At 46.0% G+C, this 24,080-nt stretch carries 26 protein-coding genes and 3 tRNA genes; 22 read left to right on the top strand and 7 right to left on the bottom strand.

The genetic code is table 11. From position 1 onward, the window contains the following. Window positions 1-82: 82 nt before the first annotated feature. Together epd and tkt are read right to left on the bottom strand one after the other, a co-directional pair. Window positions 83-1,123: an erythrose-4-phosphate dehydrogenase gene (gene epd, locus V1U08_RS21195; RefSeq protein WP_014233020.1), complete on the bottom strand. Its 1,041-nt coding sequence runs from the start codon at window positions 1,121-1,123 to the stop codon at window positions 83-85. A gap of 141 nt (window positions 1,124-1,264) precedes the next feature. Then, window positions 1,265-3,259 carry a transketolase gene (tkt, locus tag V1U08_RS21190; protein WP_065297389.1) on the bottom strand — a complete coding sequence of 665 codons (1,995 nt, stop codon included), beginning with the start codon at window positions 3,257-3,259 and terminating at the stop codon, window positions 1,265-1,267. Here tkt and V1U08_RS21185 point away from each other — a divergent pair. From V1U08_RS21185 to ruvX, 9 genes are all read left to right on the top strand, one after another. Continuing rightward, on the top strand, window positions 3,258-3,488 hold the full coding sequence (locus V1U08_RS21185) for a hypothetical protein (protein ID WP_014233022.1): 231 nt from the start codon (window positions 3,258-3,260) through the stop codon (window positions 3,486-3,488). The genes tkt and V1U08_RS21185 overlap by 2 nt on opposite strands. Window positions 3,489-3,575: 87 nt before the next feature. Further along, complete coding sequence (gene metK, locus V1U08_RS21180; RefSeq protein ID WP_014233023.1) at window positions 3,576-4,730, top strand: methionine adenosyltransferase; 1,155 nt, start codon at window positions 3,576-3,578, stop codon at window positions 4,728-4,730. Window positions 4,731-5,205: 475 nt separating this feature from the next. After that, the gene (locus V1U08_RS21175; RefSeq protein WP_014233024.1) at window positions 5,206-6,003 is read left to right on the top strand and encodes a DUF2189 domain-containing protein; all 798 of its coding nucleotides are present in this window, start codon (window positions 5,206-5,208) and stop codon (window positions 6,001-6,003) included. A 65-nt stretch (window positions 6,004-6,068) separates the two neighbouring features. Next, on the top strand, window positions 6,069-6,566 hold the full coding sequence (locus V1U08_RS21170) for a SprT family zinc-dependent metalloprotease (RefSeq protein WP_065300220.1): 498 nt from the start codon (window positions 6,069-6,071) through the stop codon (window positions 6,564-6,566). Between the two features lie 125 nt (window positions 6,567-6,691). After that, window positions 6,692-7,387, top strand: coding sequence for a deoxyribonuclease I (endA, locus tag V1U08_RS21165; RefSeq protein ID WP_020333995.1), 696 nt, complete (start codon window positions 6,692-6,694; stop codon window positions 7,385-7,387). Between the two features lie 139 nt (window positions 7,388-7,526). Then, complete coding sequence (gene rsmE / locus V1U08_RS21160) at window positions 7,527-8,258, top strand: 16S rRNA (uracil(1498)-N(3))-methyltransferase (protein WP_065302893.1); 732 nt, start codon at window positions 7,527-7,529, stop codon at window positions 8,256-8,258. A 14-nt stretch (window positions 8,259-8,272) separates the two neighbouring features. Next, complete coding sequence (gene gshB / locus V1U08_RS21155; protein WP_014233028.1) at window positions 8,273-9,223, top strand: glutathione synthase; 951 nt, start codon at window positions 8,273-8,275, stop codon at window positions 9,221-9,223. A gap of 379 nt (window positions 9,224-9,602) precedes the next feature. Beyond that, on the top strand, window positions 9,603-10,166 hold the full coding sequence (locus tag V1U08_RS21150; RefSeq protein ID WP_014233029.1) for a YqgE/AlgH family protein: 564 nt from the start codon (window positions 9,603-9,605) through the stop codon (window positions 10,164-10,166). A gap of 41 nt (window positions 10,167-10,207) precedes the next feature. Further along, a complete protein-coding gene (ruvX, locus tag V1U08_RS21145; RefSeq protein WP_014233030.1) occupies window positions 10,208-10,633 on the top strand; it encodes a Holliday junction resolvase RuvX in 426 nt (141 codons plus the stop codon). Window positions 10,634-10,698: 65 nt separating this feature from the next. Here ruvX and V1U08_RS21140 read toward each other — a convergent pair whose 3' ends face one another. Next, a complete protein-coding gene (locus tag V1U08_RS21140) occupies window positions 10,699-11,805 on the bottom strand; it encodes a PilT/PilU family type 4a pilus ATPase (protein WP_014233031.1) in 1,107 nt (368 codons plus the stop codon). Between the two features lie 30 nt (window positions 11,806-11,835). Next, complete coding sequence (locus V1U08_RS21135; protein WP_014233032.1) at window positions 11,836-12,876, bottom strand: type IV pilus twitching motility protein PilT; 1,041 nt, start codon at window positions 12,874-12,876, stop codon at window positions 11,836-11,838. Between the two features lie 28 nt (window positions 12,877-12,904). On the opposite strand from V1U08_RS21135, the gene V1U08_RS21130 reads away from it, so the two are divergent. The 7 genes from V1U08_RS21130 (at window position 12,905) to hemW (ending at window position 17,894) form a co-directional block, all read left to right on the top strand. Beyond that, window positions 12,905-13,618: a YggS family pyridoxal phosphate-dependent enzyme gene (locus V1U08_RS21130; RefSeq protein ID WP_330471378.1), complete on the top strand. Its 714-nt coding sequence runs from the start codon at window positions 12,905-12,907 to the stop codon at window positions 13,616-13,618. A 122-nt stretch (window positions 13,619-13,740) separates the two neighbouring features. Next, on the top strand, window positions 13,741-14,559 hold the full coding sequence (proC, locus tag V1U08_RS21125) for a pyrroline-5-carboxylate reductase (RefSeq protein ID WP_065300223.1): 819 nt from the start codon (window positions 13,741-13,743) through the stop codon (window positions 14,557-14,559). 52 nt (window positions 14,560-14,611) lie between these two features. After that, window positions 14,612-15,169: a YggT family protein gene (locus tag V1U08_RS21120; RefSeq protein ID WP_014233035.1), complete on the top strand. Its 558-nt coding sequence runs from the start codon at window positions 14,612-14,614 to the stop codon at window positions 15,167-15,169. Continuing rightward, the gene (yggU, locus tag V1U08_RS21115; protein WP_014233036.1) at window positions 15,169-15,459 is read left to right on the top strand and encodes a DUF167 family protein YggU; all 291 of its coding nucleotides are present in this window, start codon (window positions 15,169-15,171) and stop codon (window positions 15,457-15,459) included. The genes V1U08_RS21120 and yggU overlap by 1 nt, the downstream gene beginning before the upstream one ends. Window positions 15,460-15,533: 74 nt before the next feature. Beyond that, entirely contained in the window at window positions 15,534-15,965 is a 432-nt protein-coding gene (locus V1U08_RS21110) for a DUF4426 domain-containing protein (protein WP_020334002.1), read from the top strand. Window positions 15,966-16,098: 133 nt separating this feature from the next. Beyond that, window positions 16,099-16,701: an XTP/dITP diphosphatase gene (locus tag V1U08_RS21105; protein WP_330471377.1), complete on the top strand. Its 603-nt coding sequence runs from the start codon at window positions 16,099-16,101 to the stop codon at window positions 16,699-16,701. 17 nt (window positions 16,702-16,718) lie between these two features. After that, entirely contained in the window at window positions 16,719-17,894 is a 1,176-nt protein-coding gene (gene hemW / locus V1U08_RS21100) for a radical SAM family heme chaperone HemW (protein ID WP_024372823.1), read from the top strand. Window positions 17,895-17,972: 78 nt separating this feature from the next. Here the strand turns inward: hemW and glsB are convergent, their stop codons facing one another. The 3 genes from glsB to trmB form a co-directional block, all read right to left on the bottom strand. Next, window positions 17,973-18,893 carry a glutaminase B gene (glsB, locus tag V1U08_RS21095; RefSeq protein WP_014233039.1) on the bottom strand — a complete coding sequence of 307 codons (921 nt, stop codon included), beginning with the start codon at window positions 18,891-18,893 and terminating at the stop codon, window positions 17,973-17,975. 88 nt (window positions 18,894-18,981) lie between these two features. Beyond that, complete coding sequence (locus tag V1U08_RS21090; RefSeq protein WP_330471376.1) at window positions 18,982-20,010, bottom strand: TRM11 family SAM-dependent methyltransferase; 1,029 nt, start codon at window positions 20,008-20,010, stop codon at window positions 18,982-18,984. Window positions 20,011-20,021: 11 nt separating this feature from the next. Next, window positions 20,022-20,741, bottom strand: a complete 720-nt coding sequence (trmB, locus tag V1U08_RS21085) for a tRNA (guanosine(46)-N7)-methyltransferase TrmB (protein WP_014233041.1) — start codon at window positions 20,739-20,741, stop codon at window positions 20,022-20,024. A 203-nt stretch (window positions 20,742-20,944) separates the two neighbouring features. Between trmB and mutY the strand changes: the two genes are divergently transcribed. From mutY to V1U08_RS21055, 6 genes are all read left to right on the top strand, one after another. Then, on the top strand, window positions 20,945-22,021 hold the full coding sequence (gene mutY, locus V1U08_RS21080) for an A/G-specific adenine glycosylase (RefSeq protein WP_065297399.1): 1,077 nt from the start codon (window positions 20,945-20,947) through the stop codon (window positions 22,019-22,021). A gap of 19 nt (window positions 22,022-22,040) precedes the next feature. Continuing rightward, window positions 22,041-22,313, top strand: a complete 273-nt coding sequence (locus tag V1U08_RS21075; protein WP_014233043.1) for an oxidative damage protection protein — start codon at window positions 22,041-22,043, stop codon at window positions 22,311-22,313. Between the two features lie 92 nt (window positions 22,314-22,405). After that, window positions 22,406-23,548: a membrane-bound lytic murein transglycosylase MltC gene (gene mltC, locus V1U08_RS21070; protein ID WP_330471375.1), complete on the top strand. Its 1,143-nt coding sequence runs from the start codon at window positions 22,406-22,408 to the stop codon at window positions 23,546-23,548. Between the two features lie 100 nt (window positions 23,549-23,648). Then, window positions 23,649-23,724, top strand: a tRNA-Phe gene (locus V1U08_RS21065). A 54-nt stretch (window positions 23,725-23,778) separates the two neighbouring features. After that, window positions 23,779-23,854 (top strand) — tRNA-Thr (locus tag V1U08_RS21060). 7 nt (window positions 23,855-23,861) lie between these two features. Beyond that, window positions 23,862-23,937, top strand: a tRNA-Phe gene (locus tag V1U08_RS21055). Window positions 23,938-24,080 lie beyond the last annotated feature (143 nt).

Here is a 24,080-nt window from a genome sequence, read left to right as displayed (position 1 = left end):
TCAAACTGGTTATAGAATATGGAGACATTCAATATTTATTTCAAGGTTAAAAATAAATATTTTTCCACAGCTGCTTTACGGATTACTTCGCAGCTTGCATTGCTAAAGCGGTATCCAGCATCCGATTAGCAAAGCCCCATTCGTTATCGCACCATACGAGCATTTTTACTAGCTGCCCGTTACTCACTCTTGTTTGAGTTCCATCCACAATCGCACTATGGGGGTCGTGATTAAAATCGATGGAAACGAGTGGCGATTCAGTATAGTCAACAATGTCACGTAATGTACACTGAGATGCGTTAACAATGGTTTGATTTACGTCATTAACTTTCACATTTGTACTAATTGTGACACTTAAATCCATTGCAGTGACGTTAACTGTCGGAACGCGAACGGAAATAGCTTCAAATTTGTTAGAAAATTTCGGGAAGATTCTTTCAATCCCCTTATGCAACTTGGTGTCAACGGGAATGATAGATTGGCTTGCAGCACGGGTACGACGTAAATCGCTATGGTAAGCGTCGATGACCTGTTGATCGTTCATGGATGAATGGATAGTCGTAATGGTGCCAGACTCAATTCCGAATGCTTCATCTAAGACTTTGATGATAGGAACGATACAGTTTGTCGTGCAGGAACCATTAGAAACAACGACATGTTCATCTTTAAGGGTTTCGTGGTTTACACCGTAGATAATGGTGTTATCGATGTCGGCTGCCCCAGGGTGGGAAAACAGTACTTTTTTAGCACCCGCTTCTATATGCGCTAAGCCGTCAGCTTTACAGCCATAGACACCCGTACAATCTAATACGATGTCAACTTCGAGGTCACGCCAAGGAAGAAGTTCAATGTCGGCTAGGTGTAAGATCCGGATAGCATCATATTCGCCAGCATCTTGATGGCATGAGTTGTGGTGAACATATAAGTGCTCTTGGTCATGAGAGATCTTTTTGCCAAAACGGCCATGACTGGTGTCATATTGAAGTAAGTGCGCCATCGCTTCAGGCTGAGCCAGCTCATTTACCGCTACAACCTTAATCTGCTGATGTTTGCCGCTTTCGTACACAGCTCGCAGAACATTACGACCTATACGCCCAAATCCATTGATCGCAACCTTTAGCATTTATCCTTCGCCCTACCAATAATTCGTGTCACAGATAGTACCCGATGAGAAACAAAAACGCATTAAGTATGTGCCTTTTACCGACACTATGGGTATAAAAAAGCCGAGCATCGCTGCTCGGCTTTTCATTAACGTATTTAATTACGCTAATAGCTCTTTTGCAGTATTTACTACGTTTTCAGTAGTAAAGCCGAACATCTTGAACAGTTCGCCTGCTGGTGCAGATTCACCGAAGGTAGTCATACCGATGATCTTGCCACCGAAGCCTACGTACTTGTACCAGAAGTCTGCGATGCCCGCTTCGATAGCGATACGCGCTGTCACGTCTGATGGCAGTACTGCTTCACGGTAAGCGGCGTCTTGTTTGTCGAATGCATCTGTTGATGGCATTGAAACAACACGTACTTGCTTGCCTTCTGCAGTTAGTTGCGCTGCTGCTTCAACCGCTAGCTCAACTTCTGAACCTGTTGCGATAAGGATAAGCTCTGGCTTGCCTTCGCAATCTTTCAGGATGTAAGCACCTTTCGCGATGTCTGCAACTTGCTCTGCAGTACGCTCTTGTTGTGCTAGGTTCTGACGAGAGAAGATAAGCGCTGTCGGTGCATCTTTACGCTCGATAGCCAGTTTCCAAGCCACTGCTGACTCAACCTGGTCACATGGACGCCATGTGCTCATGTTTGGAGTCAGACGTAGAGAAGCCATTTGCTCAACTGGTTGGTGAGTTGGGCCATCTTCGCCAAGACCGATAGAATCGTGCGTGTAAACCTGGATGTTCTGAACTTTCATCAGAGCAGCCATACGCATTGCGTTACGCGCGTATTCCATGAACATTAGGAACGTTGCACCGTAAGGAACGAAACCGCCGTGCAGTGCGATACCGTTCATGATCGCTGTCATGCCAAACTCACGCACACCGTAGTGGATGTAGTTACCTGAGAAGTCATTCGCTTCAAGAGACTTAGAGCCAGACCACATAGTCAGGTTAGAAGGTGCTAGGTCAGCAGAGCCGCCCATGAATTCAGGAAGCATTTGACCAAACGCTTCTAGCGCATTTTGAGAGGCTTTACGTGAGGCAATGTTTGCTGGGTTTGATTGAAGATCAGCAATGATTTGGTTCGCTTTCTCTTCCCACTCTGCAGGTAGCTCGCCGTTTAGACGACGCTTCAGCTCAGCCGCTTCTGCTGGGTAAGCCGCAGCGTAAGCGTCAAATTTCTCGTTCCAAGCCGCTTCTTTTGCTGCGCCAGCTTCTTTTGCATCCCACTCTGCGTATACGTCTGCTGGGATTTCAAATGGACCGAATTCCCAACCAAGGTACTCGCGTGCCGCTTGAACTTCGTCTTGACCTAGAGGCGCACCGTGACAGTCGTGAGAACCAGACTTGTTAGGAGACCCGAAACCGATGATCGTCTTAGTACAGATTAATGTAGGACGAGGGTCTGCTTTAGCCGCTTCAATTGCAGCATTGATCGCTTCAGGATCGTGACCGTCTACTGCAGGGATTACGTGCCAGCCGTACGCTTCAAAACGCTTAGGTGTATCGTCAGAGAACCAACCTTCAACGTGACCATCGATAGAGATGCCGTTGTCATCCCAGAACGCGATCAGCTTGCCAAGGCCTAGTGTGCCCGCCAAAGAACATGCTTCGTGCGAGATACCTTCCATCAGACAGCCATCACCTAAGAATGCATAAGTGAAGTGGTCAACGATGTCGTGGCCTTCTTTGTTGAACTGTGCAGCAAGTGCTTTTTCAGCCATTGCCATACCAACTGCGTTAGTAATGCCTTGACCTAGAGGACCTGTTGTTGTCTCGATACCTGGTGCATAACCGTACTCTGGGTGACCCGGAGTTTTTGAATGAAGCTGACGGAAGTTTTTCAGATCGTCGATTGATAGCTCATAACCCGTTAGGTGTAGTAGAGAGTAAATCAACATTGAGCCATGGCCGTTTGAAAGTACAAAACGGTCACGATCAGCCCATTCTGGGTTCGATGGGTTGTGGTTTAGATGAGAGCGCCAAAGAACTTCAGCGATATCAGCCATACCCATAGGTGCACCTGGGTGACCTGAGTTAGCTTGTTGAACACCATCCATGCTTAGAGCACGGATTGCATTGGCAAGATGTTTACGAGACGACATGTCTGCTCCTGAGTACGTTAAGCGAAACGAAAAAATTGGTCATAATTCTCTCAAAGCCCCTCAGGGTGTGCAAACGATTTCCACCCCAAAACCTCACAAATATTGCATCTGTGAATTTAAATCCCCTGAAACTCCCAAAATAATAAATAACTCACGCAAACGTTTAGTTGTGACAAAAACCAAAAAAGAGCTTGTAATTCGAGCAATCAAACTTAGAATAGCCGTCTAGATGTAGATACACCTGCATATATTAGTATTATTTTGCGCTGGAGCGTTTATCATGCTCCAGTTTTAAACCAGATATAGTGGAGCTAACATGGCTAAGCACCTGTTTACTTCTGAGTCAGTATCAGAAGGTCATCCAGATAAAATTGCAGACCAGATTTCTGATGCGGTTCTTGACGCGATTCTAGAGCAAGATCCAAAGGCTCGTGTTGCATGTGAGACTTACGTTAAAACCGGTATGGTAATGGTGGGTGGTGAAATCACGACTTCAGCATGGGTTGACATTGAAGAGCTAACTCGTGAAACCGTTCGTGAAATCGGCTACGTACACTCAGATATGGGTTTTGATGCGAACTCTTGTGCAGTACTAAACACAATTGGTAAACAGTCACCAGATATCAACCAAGGTGTTGATAAAGCGGATCCAAAAGAGCAAGGCGCCGGTGACCAAGGCATCATGTTCGGTTACGCATGTAACGAAACTGAAGTTTTAATGCCAGCTCCAATTACTTACTCTCACCGTCTTGTTGAAAAACAAGCAGAAGTACGTAAGAACGGTACACTTCCTTGGTTACGTCCAGATGCGAAATCTCAGGTAACGTTCCAATACGACCAAGGTAAGATCGTAGGTATCGATGCTGTTGTTCTATCAACTCAGCACTGTGATTCAATCTCAACTCCTGAACTACGTGAAGCGGTAATGGAAGAGATCATCAAGCCAGTTCTACCTTCAGAGTGGATCAACAAAGAGACTAACTTCTTCATCAACCCAACTGGCCGTTTCGTAATCGGTGGTCCAATGGGTGACTGTGGTCTGACTGGTCGTAAGATTATCGTAGATACTTACGGCGGTGCGGCTCGTCACGGTGGTGGTGCGTTCTCAGGTAAAGATCCATCAAAAGTTGACCGTAGTGCAGCATACGCAGCGCGTTACGTAGCGAAAAACATCGTTGCAGCTGGTATGGCTGACCGTTGTGAAATCCAACTTTCTTACGCTATCGGTGTGGCGGATCCAACGTCAATCATGGTGGAAACGTTTGGTACTGAGAAAGTATCTCACGACATCATCATCGAAGCAGTACGTCAGTTCTTCGACCTACGTCCATACGGTCTACAAGAAATGCTTAACCTTCTGCAGCCAATCTACAAGAAGACAGCAGCATACGGCCACTTTGGTCGTGAAGAGTTCCCATGGGAAGCGACTGATAAAGCAGCACTTCTTCGCGAATTCGCTGGCATCAAGTAATCGAGCTTGCTCTGAATTTCCAAAGCCCTCGCCTTATGGTGGGGGCTTTTTGTTTCCCCCGACTTCCCTCCTTCTCTATTCATCAGCCCCACCTGCTAAGAACAAATTTTAAGCAAATAGTTGTAAATTCCCCCAACCCCGACAATAGTTAAAATATTGTTAAATTGCGTTTCCGTAACAACGTGGATGTAAGCTAGTGTGACGACAGCAACCTTGGGGAAAACGTTAGCTAAACATCCTTTATGCTTTTAAAACTTATAGGGGTTAGTACCAATCCAAGTAAGCAAACTGTCAGGAATAGCGTAGTCAAAACTTCTGAAATCAACGAGTAATGTCTTGATAAATAATTATTTTCCAGTCAAACATTGTCGCGGAATTATCGAGTATTTGAACGCGTTAGAATGAACAATTATTTACTCCGATGGGTACAAGTCATTTGACAGACAACTGTGTAGGAATAAGCCAAGGAGGAGTTATGCCTCGAACAGTCAATCCATCCGACTTCCATAGCAAACGAAAGGAAGTCCCTGACAACGAATACGCTAGAACCATTCCGTGCAACACGGTCAATCTTAGCGCGCCTTTCCACTGGCTCGCACTAGGGCTACATGATTTCGTGCGTATGCCGCTCATTAGTGCCTTTTATGGACTGTGCTTCATGGCAGCAGCGATTGGCATCGTATTGCTTGTGCAATGGCAAGGGACGCACCTTGTCGTGATGCCGAGTTTGATCGTCTACATGCTTATTGGGCCGTTTTTAGCTCTAGGATTGTATGACGCCAGTTGGGAACGAGAACGCGGACACAAAGCTCGCCTGTTCCACTCAATGAAAGCGATAGGTCGTAACTCAAGCTCTCAATGGGCATTTGCGGTTCTGCTTGCGGTTTGTATGATTTTCTGGATGCGAATCGCCGCACTTCTCCATGCATTGTACCCTTCCGTTCAAGGTGCACCGCTGACAGAGTTCTTGCCCTTCTTAGTGATTGGGTCACTCATTGGTTTTGTACTAGCCAGCGTGGTATTCAGCATTTCTGCCTTCTCTATTCCATTAATGATGGAGCGCAGAGTTGATATGATGACGGCGGTATTCACCAGCTTTAATGCGGTCAAATCCAACATTCCAGCAATGATTGTATGGGCCGCAATCATCTGTGGCGGCATCCTAATTGGTTTTGCCACTTACGGTATCGGTATGTTATTTACCATGCCAATTCTCGGCTACGGTACTTGGCATGCCTACCATGCAACGATTAAGAAAAAACACACACCTTAATTCAGTGATGCTATGATCCGGCCCTCGCAACTGCGGGGGCTTTTTATTGAACTTGAGAGGAACGAATGGACATTGAACTAAGCTACAAAGCAAAACAGGTGATGGCGCACTATATCGCATTAGCTGAACATGCTTTTAAGCGTTCATTCCCTATTCCCAGCCTGACCTTTAAAGTCCGAGGTAAAGCAGCAGGAAAAGCGTACCTTCAGCTCAATGAGATTCGCCTTAACCCGGTTTTATTTAAAGAAAACACCCAAGCGTTCTTGCAAGAAGTGATACCGCATGAGGTCGCCCACTTAATCACATATCAGGTTTACGGTCGCGTTCGCCCTCATGGCAAAGAGTGGCAAACCGTAATGGAATCCGTATTTAACGTTCCGGCCAAAACCACACATAGTTTCGCAGTCACTTCCGTTCAAGGCAAAACCTTCGAATACCGTTGTCACTGCACGAAATATCCCCTTTCTATTCGTCGCCACAACAAAGTGCTGCGCAAACAAGCCGTATATTCGTGCCAAAAGTGTCGTCAGCCTCTTAGCTTCACTGGCATTCAGCTTAGCTAGTACTTAAAAAAACAATAACCAACAAGTTCTATTTTTTTTCTTTTTTAATTATTAACTTGCTTATTACGAAAGCTAATATCTGAGTGATAGAATGGATAAAGTCATACTTTTTAAAGACTTTAACCATGAAATACCTGTTCTCTTTATTCATTCTTGCACTATCCAGTGCCGCCGTGGCCGCGCCACCAAGTTCATTTTCAGCCGCTAAGCGCGAAGCGGTAAAAATCTATCAAGATCATCCCACCAGCTTTTATTGCGGCTGTGATATTCAATGGCAAGGCAAGAAAGGCTTACCTGACCTTTCCTCTTGTGGTTACCAGGTTCGCAAACAAGAAAAGCGTGCTTCACGCATCGAGTGGGAACACGTCGTTCCAGCTTGGCAATTTGGACACCAACTCCAATGCTGGCAAAGCGGTGGTCGTAAAAACTGCTCGCGTAATGACAAAACATTCCGCTCAATGGAAGCCGATCTGCACAACCTGACTCCTGCGATTGGTGAGGTAAATGGTGATCGCTCTAACTACAATTTCAGTCAGTGGAATGGGATCGATGGCGCAACCTATGGTCGTTGTGAAGTCCAGGTAAACTTCAAGCAACGCAAAGTCATGCCACCCGATCGAGCACGCGGCTCCATCGCTCGCACCTATCTTTATATGAGCAAGGAGTACGGCTTCAAACTGTCCAAGCAACAAACTCAGTTAATGAGTGCATGGAACAAAACCTACCCAGCCGATAAATGGGAATGCGAACGCGATAAGCGCATTGCAAAAGTACAAGGCAACCATAATCCATTCGTTCAAGAGGCCTGTCGCGCACTGTAAACCTAACCAATCGCGATGATCGCTAATCTTTCTGTTTGAGGCGTTTCATTTACTCCAATTGAAACGCCTCTTGCCCCTTGTTTTTTCGATGGAAAGCATCCATGTTAGGAACTAAGTTTATTCTCTTGCTGGAAATCTCATGCGTATCCCTCGAATTTATCATCCAGAAACCATTCACCAACTTGGTACACTCGCTTTAAGTGACGACGCCGCAGGCCATATTGGTCGCGTACTTCGTATGAAGGAAGGTCAGGAAGTTCTCCTATTTGACGGTAGTGGTGCAGAGTTTCCCGCAGTTATCGCAGAAGTCAGCAAAAAGAATGTTCTCGTAGACATCTCTGAGCGCGTAGAGAACAGCATTGAATCCCCTTTGGATCTTCACCTAGGACAGGTGATTTCACGGGGCGATAAAATGGAATTCACCATTCAAAAGTCGGTAGAACTCGGGGTAAATACCATCACTCCCCTAATTTCTGAACGTTGTGGCGTGAAGCTCGATCAGAAACGATTTGAGAAGAAACTGGCCCAATGGCAGAAGATTGCTATCAGTGCTTGCGAGCAGTGTGGACGTAACATCGTTCCAGAAATTCGCCCAATCATGAGCTTGGAAGAGTGGAGCAAAGAAGAGTACGATGGACTTAAGCTCAACCTTCATCCTCGTGCCAAATACTCGATCAACACCCTGCCTACACCAGTTGAAAAAGTGCGCCTGCTGATTGGCCCAGAAGGCGGTTTGTCATCTGAAGAAATCGATATGACGCGCGAGTACCAATTTGAAGAGACGCTTCTCGGCCCGCGAGTACTTCGCACCGAAACCGCGGCTCTTACCGCAATTACAGCTTTACAAGTTCGTTTCGGCGATCTTGGTTAAAACGGAGAAAAATAATGATCAAACTCGGTATTGTAATGGACCCAATTTCGTCCATTAACATCAAGAAAGACTCTAGCTTTGCCATGATGCTTGAAGCGCAACGCCGCGGCTACGAAATCCACTACATGGAAATGAATGATCTTCACCTCGACCAAGGTGTGGCCATTGCCGACACCAAAGTGGTTGAGCTAAAAGAAGATCCAAACGGCTGGTACGAATTCAAATCAGAGCAAACTATCGAGCTATCTGAGTTAGACGCGGTTCTGATGCGTAAAGATCCTCCGTTTGACACTGAATACATCTACGCAACTTACATCCTTGAGCGTGCAGAAGAGCAAGGCACACTGATCGTCAACAAACCTCAGAGCCTTCGTGACTGCAATGAGAAGTTGTTTACAGCATGGTTCCCTGAATTGACTCCAACCACTATCGTTACGCGTAAAGCTGAAAAGATTAAAGCATTCCGAGAAGAGCACGGCGATGTGATCTTAAAGCCTCTTGACGGTATGGGCGGTGCGTCTATTTTCCGCGTAAAAGAGAACGATCCAAACGTATCAGTGATCATCGAAACGCTGACTAACCATGGTCAGAATTACGCGATGGCACAAACATTCGTGCCTGATATCAGCAATGGTGACAAGCGCATTCTCGTGGTTGATGGCGAGCCAATGCCTTACTGTCTGGCACGTATTCCGGCAAAAGGCGAAACGCGCGGTAACCTTGCGGCGGGCGGCACGGGTGAAGCTCGTCCTCTAAGTGAAACAGACATTAAAATTGCCCAAACCGTAGCACCAACTCTGAAAGAAAAAGGTCTCATTTTTGTGGGTCTTGATGTGATTGGCGATAAGCTGACAGAAATCAACGTAACCAGCCCGACCTGTATTCGTGAAATCGAAGCAGCATTTGATATCTCAATTACGGGCAAACTAATGGATGCCATTGAACGCCGAGTAAAAGGCGAATAAATAGGGTCTGTTTATCTTGCGTGGTTAATTTTTGTTCGAGATAAAAGCGTTTTAATCGCGGCGAGAGGTTTGTAGCCTAGTCATTCTAAGCAAAATACCTCTCAACAAAGAGTAAAGCGCTTTTAGCCGAACCCTTCGGGCAGCGTTTGTGGATACTTTCTACTGCGTTATCGGCTTATCAGGTAGGCCAACTACATTTCAAAGCCTCTGCCTTGTATAAAGAACCCACAAACAGCTGCAAAAATCAGCACGAAAGGTCAACAGACCCTAAATATATAGTAAAGTTATAGTAGAGAGCCAAATGCAAACTTAAGCAAATTCATGCATATATTGCCAATTTGCTTAAGTGCACTTCTGAGTCCTAAGGATCAGTATGAATATGAACCTCACAAACCATTTTTTAGTTGCCATGCCTGGAATGAAAGATCCCTATTTCCAGAATAGCGTGATCTACGTCTGCGAGCACAACGAAGAAGGCGCAATGGGGTTGATAATCAATGCGCCAGTCGATATCACCGTGGGTAACATGCTTAAGCAAGTCAAAGTACAACCTGTACACCCGCGTTTGTTCGAAGCAAGCCTTGACCGGCCTGTATATAACGGCGGCCCGATCTCAGAAGATCGTGGCTTTATTCTGCATAAACCGAAAGATTACTATGAATCCAGTATTCAGATGACTGATGAGCTTGCAGTGACAACCTCGCGAGACATTCTGACTGTGTTGGGGACCGAAGCTGAGCCAAGCGACTATTTGGTTGCTTTAGGCTACGCAGGCTGGAGCGCAGGGCAGCTGGAAAATGAGTTAGTTGAAAACTCCTGGCTGACCATTGAAGCTACGCCAGAAATCATCTTTGATACCCCAATTACAGACCGTTGGAAAAAAGCAGTAGAAAAACTGGGGATCGATCCGAGTCAGCTTTCTTCTGATGCAGGACATGCCTGATAAAGCAGACTGTTCCCCTAGATTGAGATTTGAGACACCTTATGTCACGTACAATTATGGCTTTTGATTTTGGAACCAAAAGCATCGGCAGCGCGATTGGCCAGGAAATTACCGGTACCGCCTCTCCGCTCAAGGCTTTTAAAGCCAATGATGGCATTCCAAACTGGGACGACATCGAAAAACAGATCAAAGAATGGCAACCGGATTTATTAGTGGTAGGTTTACCAACAGATCTACACGGTAAAGACTTGGAAACCATTACTCCACGCGCGAAGAAGTTTGCTAATCGTCTACAAGGTCGATATGGCTTACCAGTCGAGCTTCACGATGAACGTTTGTCCACGGCAGAAGCTCGTGCAGACCTATTCGAAATGGGAGGCTATAAAGCGCTGTCGAAAGGAAATATCGACTGTCAATCGGCAGTTGTCATTCTAGAAAGCTGGTTTGAAAACCTTTGGAATGAGTAAATTTTTCTGAAAAAGAAAAGGTTGGCTTGTGCCAACCTTTTTTATTGTCTGGAATATGGGAAATTCTAGTCCATATCAATCTTAACGTTCGCCAAGCTTCCTGTTGCCAGAGGCTCACCGCGCTGAGTTTTCAGCATGAGACGCAGGTCATTTGCCGAATCAGCACTGTGCAGTGCATCTTCTTCACTGATTTTGCCTTGCATCACTAACTTGTAAAGCGACTGGTCAAAAGTCAGCATACCAAACTCATTTGAACGAGCCATGGTCGACTTGAGCTCATGCAGATCGCCACGACGGATTAAATCCGAAACACGCGGGCTGTTCAGCAGGATCTCAAATACGCCATGACGCCCCTGCCCACTCTTATCGCGGATCAGCTGCTGGCCAACCACGCCTTTTAAGTTCATAGACAGATCAAACAAGAACTGCTCTTTTTGATCTTTGGGTACTAAATGAAGAATCCGCTCTAACGCCTGGTTGGCGTTATTCGCGTGGAGAGTCGCCATACACAAATGCCCGGTTTCAGCAAAGGTCATCGCATACTCCATGGTCTCTCTACTGCGGATTTCGCCGATCAGAATCATATCCGGAGCCTGTCGCAGGGAGTTTTTCAGTGCCACTTCATAGCTTTCTGTGTCTAAACCGACTTCACGCTGGGTTACGATACAACGCTGGTGTTCATGAACAAATTCGATCGGATCTTCTACCGTCAGGATATGCCCGGTCTTATTACTGTTTCGGTAGCCTGTCATCGCCGCCATTGTGGTCGACTTACCAGAGCCAGTCGCACCAACCACCAGCACCAGACCTCGCTTGGCGATCGCTAAATCTTGCAATACCAGAGGCAGTTTGAGCTGCTCAAAGGTAGGGATGTCGGTCTCAATACGGCGAATAACCGCGCCCGGCAATTCTCGCTGGAAAAAGGCACTGACACGGAATCGACCACAGTCTCTGACGATAGCAAAGTTAGACTCTCGACTTTTTCGAAACTCCTGACGACGCTCAGGATCCATTGCATTATCCAGCAACTGCGCCACATCATTTTCTGTCAGCTTGTCACCTTGCGGACGTAACTCGCCGTCGACACGAAACAAAATCGGCGCACCGACCGTGATATAAAGATCCGACGCTTGCAGCGCCAGCATACCTTCAAGAAATTTATTCAGATCCATTTTCCGTATTCACCATTAACTGTATGAGTGTTACGAGAACTGCTGTACATCAAGCCCGACTTTGCTGTCGGCCTCTTCGTGAGAAACAATACCTTGCGCCAATAGCTGACGAGCATTTTGCTCCATAGTCTGCATGCCGTGTGCCGCACCAGTTTGAATTATCGAGTACATCTGTGCGACTTTATCTTCACGAATCAAGTTACGGATTGCAGGTGTCGCCATCATGATTTCGTGGCAGGCGACTCGGCCACCACCATTGCGTTTAAGTAACTTCTGGGCAATGACTGAACTCAACGATTCTGACAACATTGAACGCACCATGTCTTTGTCGCTACCCGGGAATACATCGATAATACGGTCGATGGTTTTTGCGGCTGAGCTGGTGTGTAGCGTACCAAAAACCAAATGACCGGTTTCTGCAGCGGTCAATGCAAGGCTGATGGTTTCTTTATCACGCATCTCACCAACCAAGATGACATCCGGGTCTTCACGCAACGCACTGCGTAAGGCGTTTTGGAAGCTATGAGTGTCACGGTGAACTTCACGCTGGTTGATCAAACATTTGTTGTTGGTATGAACAAATTCAATTGGATCTTCAATTGTGAGAATGTGCTTATTGTGATTACGATTGATGTAGTCGACAATGGCAGCTAGAGTCGTCGATTTACCAGAGCCGGTTGGTCCGGTTACCAGAACCAAGCCTTTTTGCCCGCTGGCAATCTTGCTGAAGATTTCTGGAGCTTCGAGTTGATCAAGCGTTGGTATGCTGCTTGGAATGGTACGAAATACCGCCGCGCAGCCGCGGGACTGGTTAAATGCGTTGACACGAAAGCGACCAACGTTCTGTAGTTCAAAAGAAAAATCGACTTCGAGTTTTTCTTCGAACTCACTGCGTTGAGCGTCATTCATGATTTCGAATACCAAGCGATGAACCTCTTGGTGTGTAAACGCTGGAATCCCGAGCTTTCTCACATCGCCATCAATTCTGACCATAGGTGGTACACCTGCAGAAAGATGTAGATCTGAGGCATTATGTTTTACACTAAAATCCAGTAACTCAGTGATATCCATTTAAAATCCTTAAGTCTAAAGTACAGCTATGAGTAGTATTCAACAAAATATTGAACATATCACCTCTCAAATTCGCAACGACGAGCAAAAATGCGGTCGTGCTCCGGAGTCAGTGCAACTTCTAGCGGTAAGTAAAACCAAACCCGTTGAAGCCATTCTTGAAGCTTACCAAGCTGGTCAAACCGCATTTGGTGAAAACTATGTGCAAGAGGGCGTGGATAAAGTTCAGCACTTTGCACAGCATTATCCAGATAATTGCATAGAATGGCACTTCATAGGCCCAATTCAGTCCAATAAATCACGCCTTGTCGCTGAACATTTCGATTGGGTTCACACCATCGACCGCGCAAAGATCGCGCAACGTCTTAATGATCAACGCCCTAGCGAATTAGAACCCTTGCAGGTACTGATTCAAGTCAACACCAGTGGCGAAGACTCTAAGTCTGGTGTAACCGATGCAGAAATATTCGAACTGGCTGAGTTGATTTCTCGCCTTCCGAACCTCACCTTAAGAGGATTGATGTCTATTCCTGCTAACGTATCGGACTATGATGCACAACTTCATGAGTTCCAGAAACTGGCGGCATTGAAGCAAGCGCTTATGCAGCAGCATCCGGACATCGACACATTGTCCATGGGGATGAGTGGCGACATGACGGCGGCGATAGAAGCCGGTAGTACTATGGTTCGTATCGGAACAGCGATTTTTGGCGCACGTGACTATAACTCAAAAAGTGAATAGCCATTACCAGTAAGCGAAAAAAGCTCAATCTTCGCATCACAAAGTTAAGCGGTAAGACTTAATTGTCACTATGCACACCTGTGCATTATAAATAGTAAAGTATCACAATGGAAATCAGACAAATGGAACATAAAAAGATTGCCTTCATCGGTGCAGGTAACATGGTGCGAGCCATCATTTCTGGCTTAGTCTCAAATGGTTACCCGGCACAAAATATTGTGGCAACAGCACCTTCAGAAACACGCCGCTTGCCACTCGAGCAAGATTTTGGCATCCGTACGACCAGCGATAACATCCTCGCTGCATCAGAAGCGGATGTGGTGGTGTTGTCTGTGAAACCACAAATGATGGCGGAAGTATGTAAACCACTGCAATCTGTCGATTTCAGTAACAAGTTAGTGATTTCTATCGCTGCTGGCATTAATTGTTCACGTTTAGATGAGATGCTAGCGACCAAATTGAACTTGGTTCGTGTGATGCCAAATACGCCTTCCCAACTCGGTTTAGGCATGAGTGGTCTTTTCGCTCCAAAACACGTTACTGAGCAAGATAAAGACTTTGCCGCTCAATTAATGGAAGCGGTAGGTAAAGTGGCTTGGGTAGAAAAAGAGTCTGGCATCAACAACGTGATTGCGGCTGCAGGTAGCGCGCCGGCTTACTTCTTCTTGTTTATGGAAGCAATGCAAGCAGAAGCAATAGCACAAGGCTTTGATAAAGACACAGCTCGTCTGCTGGTTCAGCAAGCTGCATTAGGTGCAGCAAGCATGGTTGTGGCTAATCCAGAGACTGAGCTATCCACATTCCGTGAAAATGTCACCTCTAAAGGCGGCACAACAGCGGAAGCACTACGCACATTCAACGAACATCAACTTTCTGATATCGTAGCAAAAGCAATGCAGGCAGCGGTTGCTCGTGCGGAAGAAATGGAAAAACTATTTTAATTATCTGGATGCTTACAGAGAAAAGCCATCCACCACTTGTTAAGGGTACCTTATGAATTCAATGAGTTTTCTCATCTCAACCCTATTTGACCTGTATATCATGGTCGTTATATTGCGTATTTGGTTGCAAGCTGCGCGCGCAGACTTCTATAACCCTTTCTCGCAATTTATCGTTAAAGCTACTCAGCCTGTGATTGGCCCTCTGCGTCGTTTTATTCCGTCTGTAGGTAATATCGACCTGGCTACTGTTCTCTTTGCGTATCTATTGTGTGTACTTAAGTTCGTTGCACTGATCCTAATCGCATCTAGCGGTTCAGTGTCTTTCAGTATCGAGTTCCTATTCCTGGGCTTACTCTCTCTGATTAAAGCTGCTGGCGGCTTGTTATTCTGGGTATTGCTGATTCGTGCAATCCTCAGCTGGGTTAGCCAAGGCCGCAGCCCTATCGAATATGTATTCCACCAGCTGACAGAACCAATGTGCGCGCCAATCCGTCGCATTCTTCCTGCATTCGGTGGTCTGGATCTTAGCGTCCTGGTTCTGTTTATTGGTCTACAATTCGCCAACTTCCTGATGGGCGATATTATCGGCCCTATCTGGTTCCAACTGTAGTGTCAGCCGCAGTTTGGCGCGATGGCGAGGACATTGTCCTAAGACTCTATATTCAACCCAAAGCAAGCCGCGATAAAATCGTCGGCTTGCATGGAGAAGAGTTAAAAATCGCCATTACAGCGCCGCCTGTCGATGGTAAAGCCAATGCGCATCTCACCAAGTTCTTGGCTAAGCAGTTCAAAGTCGCTAAAGGTTTGGTTCACATTGAAAAAGGCGAACTGGGACGACACAAACAAATTCGGATAGAATCGCCTACCCAGATACCTACTGACATAGAAGCCATCTTATGATGGCTTTTTATTTAATCTTCGAATCGGTTATTTAAATTAAACTTAAATGGAAGTGTCTCCTTGAGGATTTCACAATGAACAAATGGATTACCGCGTTACTGATCAGCCTATTGTCTTTCCCAACTTTCGCTGAACAGTTCAAAAACATGAAAGACATCGAAGTGCATTACGTGGCGTTTAACTCTACCTTTTTGACGCCTAAAATAGCGCGAAGCTATGACATCAAACGTAATGGCTATCTCGCGATCATCAATATTAGTGTGCTGGACAGAGCTTCACTCGGAAAACCGGCGTTAGAAGCACAAGTTGCTGGGCAAGCTAAGAACCTGATTGGTCAAACTCAGCAGTTAACCTTCCGAGAAGTCAAAGAAGGTGACGCCATTTACTACCTAGCTGAGCTGCCAGTCACTCATGAAGAAACTTTTACCTTCGATATTGATGTAAAATCGGGAAACAAAGGCTCAGGAAAGCTTCAATTTACCCAGAAGTTTTATGTTGAAGAGTGATATGTCGAAAAGTAATTAGATCATGATGATCTAAATGCTTTTGGACACCTGCAGACCAAAAGCCATATAAAGTTAGAAATAAAACGATAAGGAGAACGACATGTTCTCCTTATCACCATGAAAAGAGAACCCCATGAAAAAGATTGTGTTAGCAACAGGCAACCAAGGCAAAGTACGTGAGATGGCTGATTTGCTATCCGATTTCGGATTCGAAGTATTAGCACAAAGCGAATTCAACGTCTCTGAAGTTGCAGAAACAGGCACCACGTTTATTGAAAACGCGATCATCAAAGCCCGCCACGCAGCACAAGAAACCGGCCTACCGGCAATCGCTGATGATTCTGGTTTAGAAGTCGACTACCTTAACGGTGCACCTGGCATCCATTCTGCGCGATACGCTGGCGAAGGCTCGACCGATCAAGAGAACTTAGAAAAGCTGTTAAAAGCGATGGAAGGTGTACCAAAGGCGGAGCGCACCGCACGTTTCCACTGCGTATTGGTTCTGATGCGTCATAAAGACGATCCAACGCCTGTCGTTTGTCATGGCAAATGGGAAGGCCGTATCCTGACAGAAGCTCATGGTGAGAATGGCTTTGGCTATGACCCTGTCTTTTTTGTACCAGAGGATGACTGCGCATCTGCGGAGCTAGAACCTGCGCGTAAAAAGCAGCTATCACACCGTGGTAAAGCGCTTAAGTCTCTGTTTGCTCAGTTGTCTGAACAAGCCGCTCAGTAAGGTAAACGAGTTTGACCATATTAACGCCCCCAGCACTCAGTCTCTATGTCCACATCCCATGGTGTGTGCAAAAGTGCCCATATTGTGATTTCAACTCGCATGAGCTCAAGGCAGAGATCCCAGAAGAGCAATACATCAACGCCCTGCTGGAAGATCTGGATACCGACATTGAGAAGTATCGCTTGAACGATGCGCCGCGTCCTCTGCACTCGATCTTTATCGGAGGCGGTACGCCTAGCCTGATTTCAGCACAAGGGATTGAGCGCCTGTTAAAAGGCATTGAAGAGCGTATTCCATTCAAAACTGACATCGAAATTACGATGGAAGCTAACCCGGGTACAATTGAAGCGGAACGTTTTGCCGGCTATCGAAAAGCAGGGGTGACGCGTATTTCCATTGGTGTGCAAAGTTTTGAGCAAGAGAAGCTAGAGCGTCTTGGTCGGATTCATGGCAAAGATGAGGCCGTCAATGCGGCTAACCTTGCTCACCAAATTGGCTTAAATAGCTTTAATCTGGATTTAATGCACGGCTTGCCAGATCAAAGTATTGAGCAGGCTCTGGCCGATTTGGACAAAGCGATTGAACTGGCACCGCCGCACCTGTCTTGGTATCAGCTCACCATTGAGCCGAATACTATGTTCTACTACAAGCCGCCGACGCTACCTGACGACGATGACTTATGGGACATCTTCGAGCTAGGACATAAAAAACTGGCGGCTGCTGGGTACGTACAATACGAGATTTCTGGTTACAGTAAGCCGGGATTCCAGTGCCAGCACAACCTCAACTACTGGCGCTTTGGGGATTACCTCGGCATTGGTTGTGGCTCACACGGTAAGCTGAGTTTTGCTGATGGGCGTATCATTCGTACCACAAAAGTAAAACACCCTCGTGGGTATCTTGCTGCATACCAAAATATGGTTAAGCCGTACCTGCATACTGAACAATTCGTCGAAGATGAAGACCGTCCGTTTGAGTTCTTTATGAACCGTTTTCGCTTAATGGAAGCGTGTCCAAAACAAGACTTTATCGACACTACAGGGTTACCACTGAGTAGCATTCAAGACACCATCGACTGGGCGTTAGAGCTGGGGTATTTGAGTGAGACAGAAACACATTGGCAAATCACTGAAAAAGGTAAGCTTTTCCTGAACGACTTGCTCGAAGCGTTTATGGCAGAAGAAGACGAATAAGCGTATCTGATATCAAGCGATAAAAAATGCCTCTCTATGTGAGAGGCATTTTATTTATTCTGAGAAAAATGGCCAGCTCTAGAAAATGGAACGACCGATTCGCTCAGAAAGCAATTCCAAAGCTTTAGTGCCAGCTAATGAGTTACCAGCGGGGTCGAGCTCCGGAGACCAGACTGCAATCGTCATATCCCCCGGTACGACGGCAATAATGCCGCCGCCCACGCCAGATTTGCCCGGCATACCGACTCGGTAGGCAAACTCACCTGCGCCGTCATAAAGCCCACACGTTGCGAGCAGCGCATTCAACTGCTTAGTTTGAGTCGGTGAGACAATCGGCTTACCTGTATGCACAGACGTACCTTTGTTGGCTAAATAGCTAAAGGTTTTGGCCAAATCAACACAGCTCATCTTCAATGCGCAGGCGTGGAAATAGTTTTGCAGCACTGGAATAACTTCATTCTCGAAGTTACCAAATGAGCGCATCAGATAAGCAATCGCAGCGTTGCGGTCACCATGCATCATTTCAGAAGCGGCCACCACTTTGTCGTACACAATGTGGGTATCGCCGGAAAGCTGACGAACAAATTCAAGCAAGCGCTGACGCGGTGCAGACAAACGGCTTTGCAGCAGATCAGCAACCACTATCGCACCAGCGTTGATGAACGGGTTACGTGGAATGCCCTGCTCCATCTCTAACTGGATTAAAGAGTTAAAAGCCTGGCCAGAAGGCTCTTTACCTACCCTTGCCCATATTTCTTCTTGTTTATATAAGCACATCGCCAGCGTCAGGCTCAGGGCTTTAGAAATAGACTGGATAGAAAAAGGCTCGTCGGCGTCTCCCGCCTTAATCACTTCGCCGTCATTGGTGTATACCGCAATACCTAACTTGTTGCTGGGCACTTTTGCCAGAGCTGGAATGTAGTCTGCTACTTTTCCCTGACCGATCAAAGGACGAACTTCGGTCAGAATATCTGTCAAAATTTCCACTGTAGGTTTCATTGTTCACCTTATTATCACTGATTTAATTCAGAGGTAAAAAAAGCCAACAGTGTGTTGGCTTTTCAAATATTCGTTATCGAACAATCAATTATGGTTTCACTGCCACAATAATGTTGCGGTTGATAGATTGATCCACGCGGTGAAGATAACCGATATAAGGGTCTTCTGAAAGCACCTTCCACCCCTGTTCTTCAAATAATGCCGCGACATCTTTCCATTTCAGTGTGAACTCGTTGAAAGACAACACCACAGAGCCTTGCTTTTTCAATACCACTTTCCATGCAGGCAGAGCTTCTTTTAATAGCTCTAATGGGCTGCGGTTCAGTTTGCTGTCTTTGGCATTTTTACTGCCGTGCTGCACGCCGTAAGGCAAGTCAGACACCATGACATCCACCGAGTTCTTCTTCACAACTTGGTCTGCGATACGAGTATCCGCCGAGTACAGCTTCATCGTCTGAAGGTTACCTTGGTTGTAATCTTCTTTGTTCGCTGCGGCTTCAACCACGAAACCATCGGCCACTTTTTTACCACCAGAAGTGCGCTTTTCTTTGCTCACTTTATGCTTAAAGCGACCGTTCTTCATAAACTTAACGACGAAAGTTTGGATCTCTTGAACCCATTTCTGGTTGATCTCAACACCCACCACGTTCAAGCCATGGATCAAACCTTCAAATAGTGTTGTACCCTTACCACACATCGGATCCATTAACGTCAGTTGCGCGCTATCTGTGTTAGCGGCACTCACGCCAAGGTTTACCATCAAACGCGTAAACTGTTCGTTTGTTTTTCCGGTATAACGCAGGATCTGACTCATGCTCTCAGGGAAAGTGTTGAACGCAGGCGCCTGAATTGGACGTAGCAAACCATCTTCACGCACTTCAAACAGCGCGTAATAAATCGAAGATGCCGCTATTTTACGAGCTTGTGCCTCGTTGAGAGCATCTGCACACGAGAACACCAATGCTGCAGGTAAGCCGACATCTTTACTGCCAATTTCAGTCACTTCAACACCTTCAGAAGCCAGCATTGCTTTTAGCTCTGAACATGCGATGGTCATTGCGCTATCAAAATAAATACGGTTGTGACCCGGATTCGCTAATATCGCATAGTGGTACATCACCTGGCTCCTTAAGCAGTACGCTTGAATTTGATGTCCCACACACCGTGACCAAGACGGTGGCCGCGAGCTTCAAACTTAGTCAATGGGCGCTCTTCAGGGCGAGGAACAAAGTCACCTTCTTCAGCAATATTTTCAAAGCCTGGTGCCTGGTTCATGATTTCAATCATGTGCTCAGCGTAGTTTTCCCAGTCCGTTGCCATATGGAAGATACCCTCATTAGGGATAAGCTTCTGACGAACCATTTCAGCAAACTCTAGCTGTACGATACGACGCTTGTGGTGACGTTTTTTGTGCCATGGGTCAGGGAAGAATAGTTGTAGAGTCGCCAAGCTATCATTTGGGATCATGTGCTCAAACACTTCAACTGCATCGTGACACATTACGCGCAGGTTAGTAAGACCCGCTTCACGTGCATCAGCAAGACAAGCGCCAACACCTGGGCTATGTACTTCAATACCGATGAAGTTTTTCTCAGGTGCGTTCTTTGCCATTTCAACCAGTGAAGCGCCCATACCAAAACCGATCTCAAGTACAACCGGGTTGTCGTTACCAAAGACTTCTTTCCAATCAAGAAGTTCTGCTTTGTAATCGATACCCATCGTTGGCCAGCACTCATTCATCGCACTCTCTTGGCCCTTAGTTAGGCGGCCTTCGCGACGAACGAAACTGCGGATTTTACGGATCAGTTTGCCGTCTTCGTTGTATTCGTTAGTGGTTACTTCACTCATTGATTTTGCCTGCACATTGATTAATCAAAGCGGGGATTATCCAAAGAATTTACTCGGGTGCAAGTTTTTGTTGAGCTCTCGGTCTATCATGACTCAAAAGCTATGATGATCCCTGTAATATCCCCACACTTTATCCGTTGTACTTATCACCCAATATGTGGTGCAATTTTGCCCCTAACCAATAATAGAATACAGAGCAAGTCGTGACCCCTTTCGCCAGTGCCATTTTAGAATGGTATGACGCATATGGAAGAAAAGATCTTCCGTGGCAACAGAACAAAACCGCATACAGTGTCTGGTTGTCTGAAATCATGCTTCAGCAAACTCAGGTCACTACGGTGATTCCTTATTACCAACGCTTTTTAGAGCGATTTCCGACCGTGGTCGATCTTGCTAATGCAGAGCAAGATGAAGTGCTGCACCTTTGGACGGGTCTCGGTTATTACGCCCGAGCACGCAACCTTCATAAAGCAGCAAAAGAGGTGGCCCAAACATATAACGGTGAATTCCCTCTAGATATCGAGCAAATGAATGCACTGCCAGGCATTGGCCGCTCAACTGCGGCTGCTGTACTGTCATCCGTACATAAACAGCCTCATGCGATCCTCGATGGTAACGTGAAGCGAACACTTTCTCGATGCTTTGCCGTTGATGGATGGCCGGGCCAGAAGAAAGTGGAAAACAAGTTGTGGGAAATTGCCGAGGCACATACCCCACAAACAGATGTCGACAAATATAACCAAGCCATGATGGACATGGGGGCGATGGTCTGCACACGCAGCAAACCCAAATGCACACTATGTCCTGTTGCTGATCTTTGTGTAGCGAAAAAACAAGGTAATATCCTCGACTACCCTGGTAAAAAGCCCAAGAAAGACAAACCGGTGAAGCAAACCCGCTTTGTCATGCTGCATCATAAAAATGCAAATGGGCACGAAGTATGGCTGGAACAAAGACCTCAAACTGGAATTTGGGGCGGGCTATTCTGCTTTCCACAAACCGAACATGTTGATGTCGAAAGCGATATTGATTTGCTGTTGGAACAACGCGGCATTCAAGCTAATGACATTAAAGAGCAGCAAACGCTGATCACTTTCCGCCATACCTTTAGTCATTACCATCTCGATATCACACCAATTTTGATTGACCTGTCAAAGCAACCCGATGTGATAATGGAAGGTAACAAAGGTCTTTGGTATAACTTATCTAAACCTGAAGAAGTAGGCTTAGCCGCGCCAGTTAAACTATTGCTGGAAACGCTACCCCACGAACTTCGTTAATTGAATGCAAGGAGTCATTATGAGCCGCACTGTGTTTTGTGCTCGACTAAAGAAAGAAGGCGAAGGTCTAGACTTTCAACTTTACCCAGGTGAGCTAGGTAAACGTATTTTTGATAATATCTCTAAAGAAGCTTGGGCTGAATGGCAACACAAACAAACCATGTTGATCAACGAAAAGAAGCTTAACATGATGGATCCAGAGCATCGTAAACTGATCGAAACTGAAATGGTGAACTTCCTGTTCGAAGGCAAAGACGTTCACATCGATGGTTACACTCCACCTAGCGAATAACTTATTCAAATAAAAATAAGTTTATTCAGAAACAATGACATCACATAGCACCTGTGGTGTCATTGCCACACCATCCCATCAAATAATTAGCCATGAAAAAAATTGTCTTTATCGTTGCAGCCCTTCTATTAACGGCAGGCTGTAGTCGCGAGGTCGTCGAAAAGTTTTATGATGTCGAGTACGAGCCAACCAATCGCTTCGCCAATAACTTAGCCGAGTTACCAGGACAATTTGAGAAAGACACCGCAGCTCTCGATTCGTTGATCAATAGCTTCTCCGGTAATATCCAAAAAAAATGGGGAAAACGAGAAGTTAAGCTCGCAGGTAAAAGCAATTACGTAAAATATATCGATAACTACCTAAGTAGAGCTGAAGTTGATTTCCAAAAAGGCGTGATCACTATAGAAACCGTTTCGCCAACCGAACCACAAAAGCACCTCAAAAACGCCATCATCACAACACTACTCACTCCTGATGACCCTGCGCATGTCGATCTGTTTTCTTCCAAAGATATCAAACTTGAAGGTCAGCCTTTTCTCTATAAACAAGTCGTCGACCAAGATAACAAGCCCATTCAGTGGTCATGGCGAGCTAACCGCTTTGCCGATTACCTGATTAACCACGAAATAAAAACCAAAGACGTCGACTTCAAAAAAGCGTACTACGTAGAAATTCCCATGGTGGAAGATCACTTCATCCAACGCAGCTATCAATATGCGAACATCGTGCGCCGAGCCGCAGAGAAATACGACATCCCCGAAGATTTAATTTACGCCATTATCAAAACAGAAAGCAGTTTTAATCCATATGCCGTCAGTTGGGCGAATGCCTATGGCTTGATGCAAGTCGTACCAAAAACAGCAGGCAGAGACGTTTTCGCGCTGGTAAAAAATCGCTCGGGCCAACCAAGCCCAGAGTATTTGTTTAACCCAGAAAACAATATCGATACCGGAACCGCTTACTTCTACATCTTGAAGAATCGTTATTTAAAAGATGTCAGTCACCCTACCTCGCTCGAATACAGTATGATATCCGCGTACAACGGCGGTACTGGCGGCGTTCTCAATACCTTTAACCGCAGTGACCGAAAACGTGCGATGCGGGATCTGAATTCTCTGCAACCTAACCAGGTTTATTGGGCACTAACTAAAAAACATCCCAATGCAGAAGCACGACGCTACCTAGAAAAAGTTACAAATTTCAAAAAGGAATTTAACTCTGTGCAAACTTTCTAGCACGAGTTGAACAAAAAGCGTTCGAACAACCACTTTTTTGAAATTATTTAAAAAAAGTGGTTGACGGAAAGCGGGAAAATCCGTTTAATAGCGCTCCGTTGCCCGGATAGCTCAGTCGGTAGAGCAGAGGATTGAAAATCCTCGTGTCGGTGGTTCGATTCCGCCTCCGGGCACCACAGTTTATTAATTGTTGGTGCTTAGCACGGACAATAGTTAAAAGAATAAAGTGTGCCGACTTAGCTCAGTAGGTAGAGCAACTGACTTGTAATCAGTAGGTCACCAGTTCGATTCCGGTAGTCGGCACCATTCTTTTGCCTCGATAGCTCAGTCGGTAGAGCAGAGGATTGAAAATCCTCGTGTCGGTGGTTCGATTCCGCCTCGAGGCACCATTATTTGGTGCACTTGCTTAATCTAAATTGATTTGCAAGACACAAACAACTTTTTGTTGTTAAAAGAATAATTCCTCCTTAGCTCAGTTGGTAGAGCGACGGACTGTTAATCCGCAGGTCGCTGGTTCGAGCCCAGCAGGAGG

The sequence above is a fragment of the Vibrio sp. YYF0003 genome, from assembly GCF_036350715.1.
Lineage (GTDB): Bacteria > Pseudomonadota > Gammaproteobacteria > Enterobacterales > Vibrionaceae > Vibrio > Vibrio natriegens.
Note: the sequence above shows the minus strand (reverse complement) of the source record. Positions and strands in the feature narration are given on the sequence as shown.

Bases quoted from the DNA above. Each gene is read 5' to 3' on its own strand.
- V1U08_RS21110 (WP_020334002.1), top strand. From the start codon at position 15,534: ATGAACAAATGGATTACCGCGTTACTGATCAGCCTATTGTCTTTCCCA.
- glsB (WP_014233039.1), bottom strand. From the start codon at position 18,893: ATGAAACCTACAGTGGAAATTTTGACAGATATTCTGACCGAAGTTCGT.
- V1U08_RS21140 (WP_014233031.1), bottom strand. From the start codon at position 11,805: ATGGATCTGAATAAATTTCTTGAAGGTATGCTGGCGCTGCAAGCGTCG.
- V1U08_RS21175 (WP_014233024.1), top strand. From the start codon at position 5,206: ATGCCTCGAACAGTCAATCCATCCGACTTCCATAGCAAACGAAAGGAA.
- rsmE (WP_065302893.1), top strand. From the start codon at position 7,527: ATGCGTATCCCTCGAATTTATCATCCAGAAACCATTCACCAACTTGGT.
- V1U08_RS21120 (WP_014233035.1), top strand. From the start codon at position 14,612: ATGAATTCAATGAGTTTTCTCATCTCAACCCTATTTGACCTGTATATC.
- proC (WP_065300223.1), top strand. From the start codon at position 13,741: ATGGAACATAAAAAGATTGCCTTCATCGGTGCAGGTAACATGGTGCGA.
- V1U08_RS21135 (WP_014233032.1), bottom strand. From the start codon at position 12,876: ATGGATATCACTGAGTTACTGGATTTTAGTGTAAAACATAATGCCTCA.
- epd (WP_014233020.1), bottom strand. From the start codon at position 1,123: ATGCTAAAGGTTGCGATCAATGGATTTGGGCGTATAGGTCGTAATGTT.
- mltC (WP_330471375.1), top strand. From the start codon at position 22,406: ATGAAAAAAATTGTCTTTATCGTTGCAGCCCTTCTATTAACGGCAGGC.
- ruvX (WP_014233030.1), top strand. From the start codon at position 10,208: ATGTCACGTACAATTATGGCTTTTGATTTTGGAACCAAAAGCATCGGC.
- V1U08_RS21130 (WP_330471378.1), top strand. From the start codon at position 12,905: ATGAGTAGTATTCAACAAAATATTGAACATATCACCTCTCAAATTCGC.
- V1U08_RS21105 (WP_330471377.1), top strand. From the start codon at position 16,099: ATGAAAAAGATTGTGTTAGCAACAGGCAACCAAGGCAAAGTACGTGAG.
- gshB (WP_014233028.1), top strand. From the start codon at position 8,273: ATGATCAAACTCGGTATTGTAATGGACCCAATTTCGTCCATTAACATC.
- V1U08_RS21075 (WP_014233043.1), top strand. From the start codon at position 22,041: ATGAGCCGCACTGTGTTTTGTGCTCGACTAAAGAAAGAAGGCGAAGGT.
- V1U08_RS21150 (WP_014233029.1), top strand. From the start codon at position 9,603: ATGAACCTCACAAACCATTTTTTAGTTGCCATGCCTGGAATGAAAGAT.
- tkt (WP_065297389.1), bottom strand. From the start codon at position 3,259: ATGTCGTCTCGTAAACATCTTGCCAATGCAATCCGTGCTCTAAGCATG.
- metK (WP_014233023.1), top strand. From the start codon at position 3,576: ATGGCTAAGCACCTGTTTACTTCTGAGTCAGTATCAGAAGGTCATCCA.
- endA (WP_020333995.1), top strand. From the start codon at position 6,692: ATGAAATACCTGTTCTCTTTATTCATTCTTGCACTATCCAGTGCCGCC.
- V1U08_RS21170 (WP_065300220.1), top strand. From the start codon at position 6,069: ATGGACATTGAACTAAGCTACAAAGCAAAACAGGTGATGGCGCACTAT.
- V1U08_RS21185 (WP_014233022.1), top strand. From the start codon at position 3,258: ATGTCTGCTCCTGAGTACGTTAAGCGAAACGAAAAAATTGGTCATAAT.
- V1U08_RS21090 (WP_330471376.1), bottom strand. From the start codon at position 20,010: ATGTACCACTATGCGATATTAGCGAATCCGGGTCACAACCGTATTTAT.
- trmB (WP_014233041.1), bottom strand. From the start codon at position 20,741: ATGAGTGAAGTAACCACTAACGAATACAACGAAGACGGCAAACTGATC.